General features: G+C 68.8%; 12 protein-coding genes. 7 read left to right on the forward strand and 5 right to left on the reverse strand.

Annotated features, from left to right (window positions below):
• Window positions 1-112 precede the first annotated feature (112 nt).
• Complete coding sequence (locus ACZ4LX_RS12370; RefSeq protein WP_467643421.1) at window positions 113-2,416, reverse strand: transglycosylase domain-containing protein; 2,304 nt, start codon at window positions 2,414-2,416, stop codon at window positions 113-115.
• 291 nt (window positions 2,417-2,707) lie between these two features.
• On the opposite strand from ACZ4LX_RS12370, the gene ACZ4LX_RS12375 reads away from it, so the two are divergent.
• The 5 genes from ACZ4LX_RS12375 (at window position 2,708) to ACZ4LX_RS12395 (ending at window position 7,564) form a co-directional block, all read left to right on the forward strand.
• A complete protein-coding gene (locus ACZ4LX_RS12375) occupies window positions 2,708-3,610 on the forward strand; it encodes an SPFH domain-containing protein (RefSeq protein ID WP_467643493.1) in 903 nt (300 codons plus the stop codon).
• A complete protein-coding gene (locus ACZ4LX_RS12380; RefSeq protein WP_467721163.1) occupies window positions 3,607-3,855 on the forward strand; it encodes a type II toxin-antitoxin system antitoxin in 249 nt (82 codons plus the stop codon). Before ACZ4LX_RS12375 ends, ACZ4LX_RS12380 begins: the two co-directional genes overlap by 4 nt.
• Window positions 3,856-3,963: 108 nt before the next feature.
• Window positions 3,964-4,488 (forward strand): PadR family transcriptional regulator, encoded by a 525-nt coding sequence (locus ACZ4LX_RS12385; protein WP_467643418.1) that lies wholly within the window; start codon window positions 3,964-3,966, stop codon window positions 4,486-4,488.
• A complete protein-coding gene (locus tag ACZ4LX_RS12390; RefSeq protein ID WP_467643415.1) occupies window positions 4,485-5,171 on the forward strand; it encodes an ABC transporter ATP-binding protein in 687 nt (228 codons plus the stop codon). The genes ACZ4LX_RS12385 and ACZ4LX_RS12390 overlap by 4 nt, the downstream gene beginning before the upstream one ends.
• Complete coding sequence (locus ACZ4LX_RS12395) at window positions 5,168-7,564, forward strand: ABC transporter permease (RefSeq protein WP_467643413.1); 2,397 nt, start codon at window positions 5,168-5,170, stop codon at window positions 7,562-7,564. The genes ACZ4LX_RS12390 and ACZ4LX_RS12395 overlap by 4 nt, the downstream gene beginning before the upstream one ends.
• 22 nt (window positions 7,565-7,586) lie before the next feature.
• On the opposite strand, the gene ACZ4LX_RS12400 is transcribed toward ACZ4LX_RS12395, so the two are convergent.
• Together ACZ4LX_RS12400 and ACZ4LX_RS12405 are read right to left on the reverse strand one after the other, a co-directional pair.
• On the reverse strand, window positions 7,587-8,552 hold the full coding sequence (locus ACZ4LX_RS12400; protein ID WP_467643410.1) for a hydrogen peroxide-inducible genes activator: 966 nt from the start codon (window positions 8,550-8,552) through the stop codon (window positions 7,587-7,589).
• Window positions 8,553-8,893: 341 nt separating this feature from the next.
• A complete protein-coding gene (locus ACZ4LX_RS12405; protein ID WP_467643407.1) occupies window positions 8,894-9,427 on the reverse strand; it encodes a hypothetical protein in 534 nt (177 codons plus the stop codon).
• A gap of 462 nt (window positions 9,428-9,889) precedes the next feature.
• Here ACZ4LX_RS12405 and ACZ4LX_RS12410 point away from each other — a divergent pair, with 462 nt between their 5' ends.
• Both ACZ4LX_RS12410 and ACZ4LX_RS12415 read left to right on the forward strand, forming a co-directional pair.
• Window positions 9,890-10,441 (forward strand): peroxiredoxin, encoded by a 552-nt coding sequence (locus ACZ4LX_RS12410; RefSeq protein ID WP_467643405.1) that lies wholly within the window; start codon window positions 9,890-9,892, stop codon window positions 10,439-10,441.
• A 12-nt stretch (window positions 10,442-10,453) separates the two neighbouring features.
• Complete coding sequence (locus tag ACZ4LX_RS12415) at window positions 10,454-10,987, forward strand: alkyl hydroperoxide reductase (RefSeq protein WP_267073866.1); 534 nt, start codon at window positions 10,454-10,456, stop codon at window positions 10,985-10,987.
• A gap of 83 nt (window positions 10,988-11,070) precedes the next feature.
• Here ACZ4LX_RS12415 and ACZ4LX_RS12420 read toward each other — a convergent pair whose 3' ends face one another.
• On the reverse strand, window positions 11,071-12,477 hold the full coding sequence (locus tag ACZ4LX_RS12420) for an AI-2E family transporter (RefSeq protein WP_467643402.1): 1,407 nt from the start codon (window positions 12,475-12,477) through the stop codon (window positions 11,071-11,073).
• Between the two features lie 136 nt (window positions 12,478-12,613).
• Window positions 12,614-13,321, reverse strand: a complete 708-nt coding sequence (locus tag ACZ4LX_RS12425) for an aggregation-promoting factor C-terminal-like domain-containing protein (RefSeq protein WP_467643399.1) — start codon at window positions 13,319-13,321, stop codon at window positions 12,614-12,616.
• Window positions 13,322-13,708 lie beyond the last annotated feature (387 nt).

Consider the following 13,708-nt stretch of genomic DNA (forward strand, 5'->3'; position numbering starts at 1 on the left):
GCCGCCCGCCGCCCGTCCCCCTCCCCCCCCCCCCCGCCCCCCGGGGGGGGGGGGCGGGGGGGGCCCCCCCCCCCCCCCCCCCCCCGTTCCGGTACCCGGTCGCTTCAGCTCGTCAACGCGTCGCGGCGTTCTCGTTGTCCGGCCGGTTGTTGTCCCCGGGGTCCAGCGGGAGTTCGGGGCTGGTGGACGGCCCCGGCTCGTTCGACGGGCCGGTCGGCGGCTCGGTCGTCGGGTCCCCGCTGGGGCTGGCGGGCTGCGTGGTCTCCGGGGGCTGGGTCGTCGCGGGCGGTGTGGTCGCGGGCGCCTTGGTCGTGGCGTCGCCCGAGGGCGTGACCTCCTGGGAGGGCGACGTGGTCGCGCTCGGCGGGGTGGTGTCCGGCGGCGGGGTGACCGCGGCGCCCATGTCGGTGTCGAGGACGAACTTGCTCGGCTCGCCCATGGCCTTCGCCGTGAAGTCCGCCCAGATCTCGGCCGGGAAGCCACCGCCGTTGACGCGGCCACCGCCGCCGGCGCCCTTCAGGGTCACCTGGTCGTACTTGTGGATCTTCTTCCCGTTCTCGCCCGTGCGGTCGAAGGCCGCTTCGCCGAACAGGCCGACCGACGTGACGAGATCGGGCGTGTATCCGGTGAACCAGGCGGACTTGTTGTCGTCCGAGGTACCGGTCTTGCCCGCGATCTGCTGGTCGCCGAGTCCTTCGGCGTTCCGTACGGCCCCGTGGGCCGTACCGTCGTCGACGACTCCGGTCAGCACGGACGTCACGGAGTCCGCGGCCTGACGGCTGATCACCTGTTCGCCGATCGCGTCCGGCATCTGCACCGGGTCGTCGTCCTGGTGCACGGCCGACTTCACGATCTGCGGGGTGACCTTCTTGCCGTGGTTGTCGAGCGTGGCGTAGATCCCGGCCATCTCCATCGGGCTCGCGCCCATGGAGCCGAGCGTCTGCGCGGGCACGGCCTCCAGGCCCTTCACGTCCATGCCGAGCTTGCCGGCGGTCTGCATCACCTTGTCCATGCCGACGTCCACGCCCATCTGCGCGAAGACGGAGTTGACGGACTGGTTCATCGCGGTCTGGACGGTGATCGAGCCGTAGTTGTGGTCGTCCTCGTTCTCCGGCGCGAACGCGATGTCGCTGCCCACGACCGGCCGCTTGCTGGTGCCGTCGTAGCGGGTGCCGGCGGTGATCTGCTGGTCGTCCTGCGTCATCGACTCCTGGTCGAGCGCGGCGGCGAGTATGACCGGCTTGAAGGTGGAGGCGGGCTGGAAGTCGGTCCGGGCCGCGTTCGACGACCAGTGTTCGCTCTGGCCACGCCCGCCGTACAGCGCGAGCACCGCGCCGGTCTTCGGATCCACCGAGGCGGCGCCGGCCTGGACGTCCTGGTCGAGCTTGCGATTCTTCGTGTCCAGCTTGTCGATCAGCTTCGTCTCGACCGACTTCTCCAGCTGCTGCTGCTTCTTCTTGTCGATGTTGACGGTGATCGTCCAGCCACCGAGGTCGAACTGCTCGCTGCTGAGGCCCGTCTCCTTCAGCACCGCCTTGCGGGCCGCCTCGACGATGTACCCCTTCTGCCCCGCGATCCCGTTCAGCGGCTTGGGGTCCTGCGGAACCGGGAACTTCAGGCCCTGACGCTTGCCGGCGTCCAGCCAGTTCTCCTCGACCATGTTGTCCAGCACGTAGTTCCAGCGCTCCTTGACGAGCGCCTTCCCCTTCGGGCCCGCGACGGCCCAGTCGTACTGGCTGGGTGCCTGGAGCAGCGCGGCGAGGTAGGCGCCCTGGGCGACGTCCAGCTCCTTGGCGTCCTTGCCGTAGTACGCCTGCGCCGCCGCCTGGATGCCGTAGGCCTGCCGGCCGTAGAAGCTGGTGTTGATGTACCCGGCGAGGATCTCCTGCTTGCTCCGCTTCTGGTCGACCTTCAACGAGATGACCAGCTCCTTGAGCTTCCGGGTGACCGTCTGGTCCTGGTCGAGGTAGTAGTTCTTGACGTACTGCTGGGTGATGGTCGAACCACCCTGCTTGCCCTTGCCTGAAACGGTGTTGAGCAGACCGCGGGCGGTGCCCTTGAAGTCGACGCCCTGGTCGTCGTAGAAGGACTTGTTCTCGGCGGCGACGAAGGTCATCTGGACCTCCTTCGGCACCTGCGCGAGGTCCACGATCTCCCGGTTGACCTCACCCGTCCTGGCCAGCAGGGTCCCGTCGGAGTACTTGTAGATGTTGCTCTGCAGCTTGGCCCGGGCATTGCCCTCGGGCACATCCACGAGCATGTAGAGCACGGCGAAGCCGCCCATGCCCAGCAGGCAGACGGTGAAGGCCGCGCCCAGAAGTTTCCGCCAGGTGAAGAGTCCGCGTATGCCGCCGCCGCTCTTCCCGGCCCCCCGCGACCCGCGTCGCTGGGCTCGTCGCGCATCCGCTCGACCCATTGCTGTGTTGCTCCCGTTTCTCTGCTCGACCGGATCAGCTCGGACATGCCAGCTAACACCGTTGGCAAGGACAAAAAGCGAGCGATCCCGCATTTTCCGGACGTGACAATCAGCACCTGCTCCCAAGGGAACCGACTCATGAGAGGTGCGCAGGGTTGCGAAAAACGTTAATGTGAAATCACATTGCTAGCGAACAGCTAGCCACGCGAAGCGGGGGAATCCGTGACTGAACCGCACAACCCGAACACCTCGGCCGCACCACAGGCCGACCTCGTCCCCGACGCGCCCCAGATGCCGGAGCCGCAGGTCCGCGAGACGACCGCGCACAGCATCGCCGGCGGCCTCGGGCTCCTGCTCACCGTGATCGGAGTGTTCGCCGGTATCGCGCTCGCCGTCCTCGGCGGCGTCATCGGGTCGAACGGGAACAACGGCGTGGGCATACCGCTCTGCATCCTGGGCGTGCTGCTCACCATCGCCTCGTTCTTCTGCATGGGCGGTGTGAAGATGGTCGCACCGGGCGAGGCGCGGGTGATCCAGCTCTTCGGCCGGTACGTGGGCACGATCCGCTCCGACGGCCTGCGCTGGATCAACCCGCTGACCTCCAGCCGCAAGATCTCCACCCGGGTCCGCAACCACGAGACCGCGGTCCTCAAGGTCAACGACGCCTACGGCAACCCGATCGAGCTCGCCGCGATCGTCGTCTGGAAGGTGGAGGACACCGCGCAGGCCCTCTTCGAGGTCGACGACTTCCTGGAGTTCGTCGCCACCCAGACCGAGGCGGCCGTCCGGCACATCGCCATCGAGTACCCGTACGACGCCCACGACGAGGGCGGCCTCTCGCTCCGCGGCAACGCCGAGGAGATCACCGAGAAGCTGGCCGTCGAACTCACGGCACGGGTCCAGGCGGCGGGCGTGAGGATCATCGAGTCCCGCTTCAGCCACCTCGCGTACGCCCCCGAGATCGCCTCCGCGATGCTCCAGCGCCAGCAGGCCGGAGCGGTGGTCGCGGCCCGGCAGCTGATCGTCGAAGGCGCGGTCGGCATGGTCGAGATGGCACTCACCCGGATCACCGAGCAGGACATCGTCGAGCTCGACCCCGAGCGGAAGGCGGCCATGGTCAGCAATCTGATGGTGGTGCTGTGCGGCGACCGCGCGGCGCAACCGGTCCTCAACACGGGCACGCTCTACCAGTGACCGATCAGACCCCGCGGCGCCGCGCGCCGCAGTCCGGGCCGCAGCAGCGCAAGCAGATGCTGCTGCGGCTGGACCCCGCCGTGCACGACGCGCTGGCGCGCTGGGCCTCGGACGAACTGCGCAGCGCGAACGCGCAGATCGAGTTCCTGCTGCGGCGGGCGCTCGCGGAGGCGGGGCGGCTGCCCGGCGGCGCGGCACCGATCCCGCGCCGGGGACGCCCACCGAAGGCGGCCGACCCGGAGTGACCGCCGGGGCCCGCCCCCGCCCGGCCGGCCACCTGTCCGTCCACCCGCCCGGCCTCCCCCGGCCACCGGTATACACCGCAGGTATACACACCGTGTACAGTCCTGCTCATGTCTATCGGCCACACCCTGCTCGGGCTCCTGGAGTCCGGCCCCCGCCATGGCTACGACCTCAAGCGGGCCTTCGACGAGAAGTTCGGGCACGACCGCCCCCTTCACTACGGGCAGGTCTACTCGACGATGTCCCGGCTCCTCAAGAACGGCCTCGTCGAAGTCGACGGAGTGGAGACCGAGGGCGGCCCGGAGCGCAAGCGCTACGCCATCACCGACGCCGGAGTCACCGATGTCGCCACCTGGCTCGCGCAGCCCGAGAAGCCGGAACCGTATCTCCAGTCGACCCTGTACACCAAGGTCGTCCTGGCCCTGCTCACCGGCCGCCGCGCCGCCGATGTGCTGGACACCCAGCGCTCCGAGCACCTGCGCATGATGCGCGTCCTCACCGACCGCAAGCGCCAGGGCGACCTCGCCGACCAGCTGATCTGCGACCACGCCCTCTTCCATCTCGAAGCCGATCTGCGCTGGCTCGAACTGACCGCGGCCCGACTCGGCCAGCTCGCGAAAGTGGTAACCCAGTGATTCCCGACGGCTCCCTGCTCTCCGCCCACGATCTGCGCAAGACCTATGGGCAGACCCCGGCACTCGACGGCGCCTCCTTCTCCGTCCACCCCGGCGAGGTCGTCGCCGTGATGGGCCCCTCCGGCTCCGGCAAGTCCACCCTGCTGCACTGCCTCGCCGGAATCATCACCCCCGACTCCGGCACCATCACCTACGCCGGACGTGAGCTGTCCGCCATGTCCGACGCCGAACGCAGCGCCCTGCGCCGCAGCGAGTTCGGCTTCGTGTTCCAGTTCGGCCAGCTCGTCCCCGAGCTGACCTGCGTGGAGAACGTCGCTCTGCCGATGCGGCTGAACGGCACCCGGCGCAGGACCGCCGAACGCACCGCCCTGGAGTGGATGGAGCGCCTGGAGGTCGACGACATCGGCGCCCAGCGCCCCGGCGAGGTCTCCGGGGGCCAGGGCCAGCGCGTCGCCGTGGCCCGTGCCCTGGCCGCGTCCCCGAAGGTGATCTTCGCCGACGAACCGACCGGCGCCCTGGACTCCCTCAACGGAGAACGCGTCATGCGGCTGCTCACCGACGCGGCCCGTTCCGCCAACGTGGCGGTCGTACTGGTGACCCACGAGGCCCGCGTCGCCGCCTACTCCGACCGCGACATCACCGTCCGCGACGGCCGAGCCACCGACCTGGAGCACGCCGCATGACGCTGCTCGACCGGAAGCAGACCCCGGCCACCCCGGTGCGTCCTCCCGAACCGCCCTCACGCACGGCCTCCTGGCTGCGCGATCTCGGACTCGGTATCCGCTTCGCCGCCGGCGGCGGCCGCGAGGGCTGGACCCGCACGCTGCTCACCGCCGTCGGCGTGGGCCTCGGCGTGGCCCTTCTGCTCCTCGCCGCGTCCGTACCGCACATGCTCGACGAGCGGTCCGCCCGGGACCAGGCCCGCTCCGAGACGAAGATCTCGGAATCGCCCGACGCCCAGGCCAAGAAGTCGGACAGCACGGTCGTGCGGATCGAGGCGAGCACCGAGTACCACGACCGCACCATCACCGGCTTCCTGATGCGCGCCGACGGCAGCCACCCGGTCGTCCCCCCGGGCATCACCGGCCTCCCCGCCGCCGGCGAGATGGTGGTCTCCCCCGCTCTTCGGGAACTCCTCGACTCCCCGGACAACGCGCTGCTCAGGGAACGGCTTCCGTACAAGGTGACCGGCACGATCGGGGACGCGGGGCTGCGTTCACCCGGCGAACTCTGGTTCTACGCCGGCAGCGACACCCTGACCCCGGCGACAGGCGGCCACCGCATATCCGGATACGGCAGGCCCGGCCCGGCCGAACCGCTGTCCCCGCTGCTGATCGTGCTGATCATCATGGTCTGTGTGGTGCTGCTGGCCCCCGTGGCCATCTTCATCGCCACCGCCGTACGCTTCGGCGGCGACCGCCGCGACCGCCGGCTCGCCGCCCTGCGCCTGGTCGGCACGGACATCCGGATGACCCGCCGGATCGCGGCCGGTGAAGCGCTCTTCGGATCGGTGCTCGGCCTCCTCATCGGACTGGCCGTGTTCCTGACGGGACGCCGGTTCGTCGGGTACGCCGAAGTCTGGGACACCAGCGCCTTCCCCTCCGACCTGGCCCCCGACGCCCGGCTGTGCGTGCTGATCGTCCTCGCGGTACCGCTCACCGCCGTGCTCGTCACCCTGGCCGCCATGCGCTCCGTGGTCATCGAGCCGCTCGGCGTCGTACGCAACAGCCGTGCCCGCAAGCGGCGCCTCTGGTGGCGGCTGCTGCTGCCGGTCGCCGGGCTCGCGGTGTTCGGAGCCACCGGCAAGGTCCAGGAGTACGGGCCCGTCAACCCGTACCCGATCGCCGGGGGCGCGGTACTGGTCCTGGTCGGGCTGGCCCTGCTCCTGCCCTGGCTCGTCGAGGCCTGCGTCGGGCGGCTGCGCGGCGGTCCGGTCCCCTGGCAGCTGGCCACCCGCCGGCTCCAGCTGGGCAGCGGGGCGGCCTCCCGTGCGGTCAGCGGCGTCACCGTCGCCGTGGCCGGTGCGGTGGCCCTTCAGATGCTGTTCGCCGCGATGAACGACGACTTCAACAAGATCACCGGGCAGGACCCCTCCCGCGCCCAGTTCTACGCCGCCTCCGAGATCGTCCGGGGCGATGCCGCCCTGCACTCGATCAAGGAGTTCCGCGCCACCAAGGGCGTCACTCAGGTCATCGGCACCGTCGAGGCCTACGCGACCAAGCCGGGCACGTACACCGAAGCGGAGATCCAGCCCACCACCTCGTTCACCGTCGGGGACTGCGCGACCCTGCGCGAACTCGCCAGGATCACGTCCTGCCGGGACGGCGACACGTTCGTCGCCCACCCCACGGACAAGGGCCAGGCCGGCTGGGTCGACCAGACCGCCCGCAAGGGCAAGGTGGTGGAGTTCGACAGCTACGGCAACGGCAAACCGCTGCGCTGGACCCTGCCGGCCGACACCCGGACCGTCGCCGCCCGGACCGACCCGTACGGCGAGGAACGCTCCGGCATCCTCGTCACGCCCGGCGCGATCGACGCGCGGACCCTGCCCGGAGCCCAGACCATCTCGCAGATCCGCATCGACGAAGACGTCCCCGACGCCGCCGAGTACGTACGCAACACAGCGGCCCGGATCGATCCCGGCATGCGTCTGGTCACTCTCAACTCGGTCGAGCGCGACCGGCAGTACGCGAGCGTGCAGACCGGTCTCCAGGTCGGTGCGACCGCCACCCTGCTGCTGATCGCCGCATCCATGCTGGTCTCCCAGCTGGAGCAACTGCGTGAGCGCAAGCGGCTGTTGTCGGTTCTGGTCGCCTTCGGTACCCGACGGGTCACCCTCGGCTGGTCGGTGCTCTGGCAGACCGCGATCCCGGTGGTGATCGGGCTCGCGGTGGCGGTGACCGGCGGTCTCGCCCTCGGCGCCACCCTGTGCTGGATGGTGGACAAGGAGGTGTCCGACTGGTTCCTGTTCCTGCCGATGGCCGGGGCCGGCGCTGCCCTCATCCTCCTGGTCACCCTGCTCTCGCTGCCGCCGTTGTGGCGCATGATGCGCCCGGACGGGCTGCGCAGCGAATGACCCCCGCCGGCCGGACCTGTGCTCAGGTCCGGCCGGCCTCCGCCACGCGCACCGGCAGCACCTCCATCGCCCCGCGCAGCGCCGCCGCGAACTCCTCGAACTCCTCGTGCCGGGCCGCCCCGGTCCGCATCCCCAGCGCCACCCTCCGCGCGGGCGCCGGGTCCGCGAAGTACCCGGTGGTCAGCGCGTCGTTGCGAGCGGTCTCGACCGTCACCGCCGTCCGCGGCAGCAGCGTCACCCCGAGCCCCCCGGCCACCAGCTGCACCAGCGTGGAGAGCCCGGCCGCGGTCGTGGTGACCGGTGCGCCCTCCGTACGCCCCGCCTCACGGCAGATGTCGAGCGCCTGGTCACGCAGGCAGTGCCCCTCGTCGAGCAGCAGCAACGGCAGCTCACGCAGCGCCTCGCGCGGCAGGTCCGCACGTCCGCCGAGCCAGTGGTCGCGCTCCATGACCAGCACGAAGTCCTCGTCGAAGAGCGGGAGTTCGGTCACGCCCGGCACCCCGAGCGGCACGGCGAGCAGCAGCAGGTCCAGCCGCCCCGCCGCCAGCCCGTCCAGCAGCGAGGAGGTCTGCTCCTCGTGCACCTGGAGGTCGAGATCCGGATAGCGGTCCTGGACCAGCCGCAGCACGGTCGGCAGCAGATACGGGGCGACGGTCGGGATCACGCCGAGCCGCAGCACTCCGGTGAACGGCGCACGGACCGCCTCGGCCTCCTCCATCAGCTCACCGACGGCGTGCAGAACACTCCGCGCCCGCACGGCCAGCCGCTCCCCGGCCGGCGAGAGCAGCACCTTGCGTGTCGTGCGCTCGATGAGCTGGATGCCCAGCGCCTCCTCCAGCGCGGACACGGCTCCGGACAGCGCGGGCTGACTCATCCCGATGGCGGCCGCCGCGTCCCGGAAGTGCAGGTACTCCGCCACGGCGGCGAAGGCGCGCAGCTGCGAGAGACTGGGCTGTTTCGGCCGTATGCCCTGATTACCCTGGGCCACTGATAGGCACCTCCGATCATCACGAACGAGCGTAACCGATGGTTTCGATCAATGACTCGATGCCGCGACCGGGGCCGGACCGGACCGGCCGGACAGTGCCGGGCAGAACCTGCCGGCGGACAGCGCCCCTCAAGAGCACACCGGCGTACCGCGAGGGACCTCGCGATCAAAACAGGTGCGGTAAAAGAAAACGCCCGAGGCCCCCTGTCGCACGACAGGGGGCCTCGGGCGTGCTTCAGGCACTCCGCACCATGGCTCGGCGTATTCGCATTCCGGCGCAAGCGACTTCCACCCGTGCCGCATCGCAGAAGGCCGAAAGGGCCCGACCGAAGCGCCGACCGTCAGTTACAACTCGTCGCGGCCCGAACAGCGTTGACGATGTAGGTGCTTGAGCCCGACGTGCTCTTCATCAGCGCAGTGACTTCACCGCAGCCGCCACGGGTGCGGTAGACAGGCCCGGCATAGGAACTGAAATTACCCTCATCGCTCGCGCAGCCATCTGCCGTGTAGTTCGAGCAGAGCTTGATTTTCATCCACTTGGCAGATCCCGTGTTGTTCTCGAAGATCGCACACGTGGGGGTGTCGTTGCTGGCACCGTTGGTGCCCTTGATGTAGGTGAACAGGGTGCCCTTGCGCGTGGCATCGGGAAGCCGCTCCGCGTAGGAGAGGTTGTATCCCGTACCGCACACAGTGGCCGCCGCTACGACCGCACTGGGATTCTCCGCGGCGATCGCCTTCGTCACTTCATCCACCCCGGCCGCGACCCGAGAAGCGGGCTGGTCGATGGCCACAGCCTGCGGGACGGAAAAGGAAAGAACTCCGACAGTGGCCACGACCGACGCAAGTGCAATCTTTGCAACGCGAATCCTACGCATAAAGAATGTTCTCCTCGAACTGTCCGGAATCCTCATCGAAAACTCAATTAATAAAGTAAAAGCGAAGCGCCCTTTCGGGTGACCCAAATACAATCAGCTCACTCTCCCCCTGTCCATGACATATATCGACAGGAGAACGGAGGTCGCCATTCCGTTATTACCAAGGGCGCGCAAAATCACCTCTCCGCACGGAACGAAATGGACAAAGAAGGAGGCGCCGTCACGCCCGGTTTCGACCGGCAGGCATGCAAGTGATTCACATCACGTTCACATGAGGGGCACCGCGAGGCGCGGGGTGCGAGCCTCGCTTCGAGGGCCGGAAGTGGCGGCACGCGGCGCGCGATCACAGAACTGATCGTGATCCTCGATCAATCCTTTTGGGGTAACCAATTTCCGTGATCAATCGGGCATGTGGGAGCGTGCAGGGGTCCAACCCCGAGCAACACAGGAGTGCCCCGAATCATGCTCACTGTCGGTGACCAGTTTCCCCAGTTCGAACTGACTGCTTGCGTCTCCCTGGAGAAGGGCAAGGAGTTCGAGACCATCACCCACAAGTCGTATGAGGGCTGGAAAGTGATCTTCGCCTGGCCGAAGGACTTCACTTTCGTGTGCCCCACCGAGATCGCCGCGTTCGGCAAGCTGAACGAGGAGTTCGCCGACCGTGACGCGCAGATCCTCGGCTTCTCCGGTGACTCCGAGTTCGTGCACCACGCCTGGCGCAAGGACCACCCGGACCTGACCGACCTGCCCTTCCCGATGATGGCCGACTCGAAGCACGAGCTCATGCGTGACCTCGGCATCGAGGGCGCGGACGGCTTCGCGCAGCGCGCCGTCTTCATCGTCGACCCGAACAACGAGATCCAGTTCACGATGGTGACCGCCGGCTCCGTGGGCCGTAACCCCAAGGAGGTCCTGCGGGTCCTCGACGCCCTGCAGACCGACGAGCTGTGCCCCTGCAACTGGACCAAGGGCGAGAACACCCTCGACCCGGTCGCGCTCCTCTCGGGCGAGTGAGCTGACACGACCATGGCTCTCGACGAACTGAAGTCCGCCATACCGGACTTCGCCAAGGACCTGAAGCTGAACCTCGGCTCGGTCATCGGCAACAGCGAACTCCCGCAGCAGCAGCTCTGGGGCACCGTCCTGGCCTGCGCGATCGCCTCGCGCTCGCCGAAGGTGCTGCGCGAGCTGGAGCCGGAGGCGAAGGCCAGCCTCTCCGCGGAGGCGTACACCGCCGCGAAGTCGGCCGCCGCCATCATGGCGATGAACAACGTGTTCTACCGGACCCGGCACCTGCTGTCGGACCCCGAGTACGGCAACCTCCGGGCCGGTCTGCGGATGAACGTGATCGGCAAGCCGGGCGTGGAGAAGGTCGACTTCGAGCTGTGGTCGCTCGCCGTCTCCGCGATCAACGGCTGCGGCCAGTGCCTGGACTCCCACGAGCAGGTGCTGCGCAAGGCCGGCGTGGACCGCGAGACCATTCAGGAAGCCGTCAAGATCGCTTCGGTGATCCAGGCGGTCGGCGTGACCCTCGAAGCCGAGGCCGTCCTCGCCGAGTAGTACCCCTGATACGAGAAGGGCCCCTGGGACGACCGACCGTCCCGGGGGCCCTTCTTTTTGCGTGCCTGTGTCCGTGTGTCCGCTCAGAGCGCCTTCGGCGCCTCCGCGGCCGGTTCGTCCTCGCTGCCGTCGTCGAACTCCTCCGGCGGCGATCCGGGAGCCGGCTGGGGCGCCGCGTCCAGTGCGGTCGAACCGTGCGGAGGTGGCGAGTGGCGGCGGGACTCCTCCTGCCCGTACGTCCGCAGATAGCCGACCACCGTATTGGTGACCGCGACCAGCGGCACCGCGACGACCGCACCCCCGATGCCGGCGATCATGCCACCCGCGGCGACCGAGAGCACCACGGCCAGCGGATGCACGCGCACCGCGCGGCCCAGGATGAACGGCTGCAGGATGTGGCCCTCGATCTGCTGCACCGCGAGCACCACGACCAGCACCATGAGGGCCGTGAACACGCCCTGGGTGACGAGGGCGACGACCACCGCCAGCGCCCCGGAGACCACCGCCCCGACGAGCGGGATGAAGGCGAACAGGAAGATGAAGACGGCCAGCGGAACGGCCATCGGCACATCGAGGAAGAAGATCCCGAGACCGATGAAGATGGCGTCGATCAGGGCGACTATCACCGTGCCCCGCACATAGGCGGTCAGCGTCCGCCAGGCTCGCGGACCGGCGCCCGCGACGCCGGGCCGGGCCTGGGCGGGGACGAGCCTGAGCACCCAGTGCCAGATGCGCTTGCCGTCGTACAGCAGGAAGAGCGTGGAGAACATCGCCAGCAGCATGCCGGTGAGCAGTTCCACCATCACGGTGACGCCCTGGAGTCCGGCGGAGGTGATGGCCTCGGTGTTGGTGCCGACGGTGTCGCTGAGGTTCTTCGCTATGTCGTTGATCTGTTTGTCGGTCACATGGAACGGGCTGTCCAGCAGCCAGTTCTTCAGGTCGTCGATCCCTGTCCGGACCTTGTCGGAAAGGGTGTCGATGTTGTCCATGACCTGCCAGACCACGAACCAGCCGACCAGGCCCATGATGACGAAGCCCAGGATCGCCGTGACCGCGGTGGCCAGTCCGCGCGGCAGCCCGTACCGCCTCAGCCGGGCGACGGTCGGCTGGAGCATCGCGGTGACGAGCAGCGCGGCGACGAACGCCAGCACCACCAGCTGCACCGCGCTGATGACGCGCATGAGCACCCAGAGGGTCCCGGCGAGCACCAGCAGCCGCCAGCCCGCCTCGGCCGCGACCCGCATCCCCCAGGGGATGGCGGCGACCGGATCGGGGCGTGCGGAGACGGAGGGTGCGTACGCGGGCGGCGGCGGCACATGGTCGGCGACGGTGGCCGTGTCCTTGTCGCGTATCGCCGCCGGCTCCGGCGGTACCCCGCGCACGGAGGCATCGTCCTCGCCGGCAGCTTCGGCCCGCCGTTCCTCCAGGCGCTCCCCCATCCTGGTCAGTTCAGCACCCAGTTGTCCGAGCCACCCAGGCAGTTTCGACATAACGGTTCCTCTACCCCCGTCCGCTCTCCCCACCGCTCCCCCGGGAAACGGCTCCGCCCGACCGTACACGCGCGAAGCCCCCCACCGTAGGACGGTGAGGGGCTTCGCGAGGTTGAGAACCGAACCTCGGAGGGTTCTAGTACCAGTGGTTGGCCTGCCAGAAGGACCAGGCGGCGCACGGGCTGCCGTAGCGGCTGCTGTTCATGTAGTTGAGGCCCCACTTGATCTGGGTGGCCGGGTTGGTCATCCAGTCGGCTCCGGCCGAGGCCATCTTCGAGCCGGGGAGCGCCTGGACGAGACCGTAGGCGCCGGAGGACGGGTTGCTCGCCCGGTAGTTCCAGCTCGACTCGACGTTCACGATGTTGCTGAAGCACTGGAACTGGTCGGCCGGCACCATCTGCCGTGCGATCGCCTGGACATCGGCCACGCTGTACGAGGACTGCGTGGCGATCGAGGAGGCGCTGCGTACCTCGGAGCGGCTGGCGCGCTCGGCAGCTTCCTTCTTCTCCTGGCGTTCCTTCTCCAGCCTGTCCTCGGCCGCCGCCTTCTTGGACTTGGCGTCCTTGGCGGCCTGCACACGGGCTGATTCCTCGGCGGACTTCTTCGCCGACGCGTCGGCCGCGGACGCCTGGGCGTCGGCCTGCTGCGTCAGCGATGCGGTCTGCACCTGGGCCTGCTGGCCCGCGGGGATGTCTGCGAGCAGCGTGGTGTCGGCTGCGGTCGCCTCGAAGTTGTTGTCATCGGCAGCGGGAGTGCTGCCTGCTGCAACGCCTACGACGGCGCCAACGGTGGTTACCGCTGTGGCAGATGCCACGGCGAACCCCCGGACCGAGATCCGGCTCACACGGTGTCCTTCCAGCATCGCCCGCTTAGGTGACCTCGCGGGCGCAATCGTGCCCCTGGCACTGGCCTCCCTACTGCTTGGGTCACGGGAGGCACGGGCCCGGTGGGCGACTCCCCGGAGGGAGCGCCGCGTGGTGCTCGCGGGCGGCATACGGGCGGCAGTTGTTGAGTTGTGTGGTGCGTGGCGCCTCTGGAGGTGCCGGTGTGCCGTATGCGGGGCCTGACGGAAGCAAGACTCTGCCGGAACGGGACGCCGGGAAGCAATTCTCTGTTGCGTGTGAAAGCTCACACCCCGTTTGGAGCAAGTGAATTTCGGAAATGGTGCCGCGACATGATGCCGCCCGGCTAAGCTCCTTGGCCCGCCGGGCGGCATCAACCGTTCCAAGCC

This window comes from Streptomyces sp. NPDC026062 (genome assembly GCF_055568375.1).

What these genes read in the sequence shown, in the direction of transcription:
- ACZ4LX_RS12370 (WP_467643421.1), bottom strand. Translation starts at nt 2,416, where the DNA reads ATGGGTCGAGCGGATGCGCGACGAGCCCAGCGACGCGGGTCGCGGGGG.
- ACZ4LX_RS12375 (WP_467643493.1), top strand. Translation starts at nt 2,708, where the DNA reads ATGCCGGAGCCGCAGGTCCGCGAGACGACCGCGCACAGCATCGCCGGC.
- ACZ4LX_RS12385 (WP_467643418.1), top strand. Translation starts at nt 3,964, where the DNA reads ATGTCTATCGGCCACACCCTGCTCGGGCTCCTGGAGTCCGGCCCCCGC.
- ACZ4LX_RS12395 (WP_467643413.1), top strand. Translation starts at nt 5,168, where the DNA reads ATGACGCTGCTCGACCGGAAGCAGACCCCGGCCACCCCGGTGCGTCCT.
- ACZ4LX_RS12405 (WP_467643407.1), bottom strand. Translation starts at nt 9,427, where the DNA reads ATGCGTAGGATTCGCGTTGCAAAGATTGCACTTGCGTCGGTCGTGGCC.
- ACZ4LX_RS12410 (WP_467643405.1), top strand. Translation starts at nt 9,890, where the DNA reads ATGCTCACTGTCGGTGACCAGTTTCCCCAGTTCGAACTGACTGCTTGC.
- ACZ4LX_RS12415 (WP_267073866.1), top strand. Translation starts at nt 10,454, where the DNA reads ATGGCTCTCGACGAACTGAAGTCCGCCATACCGGACTTCGCCAAGGAC.
- ACZ4LX_RS12420 (WP_467643402.1), bottom strand. Translation starts at nt 12,477, where the DNA reads ATGTCGAAACTGCCTGGGTGGCTCGGACAACTGGGTGCTGAACTGACC.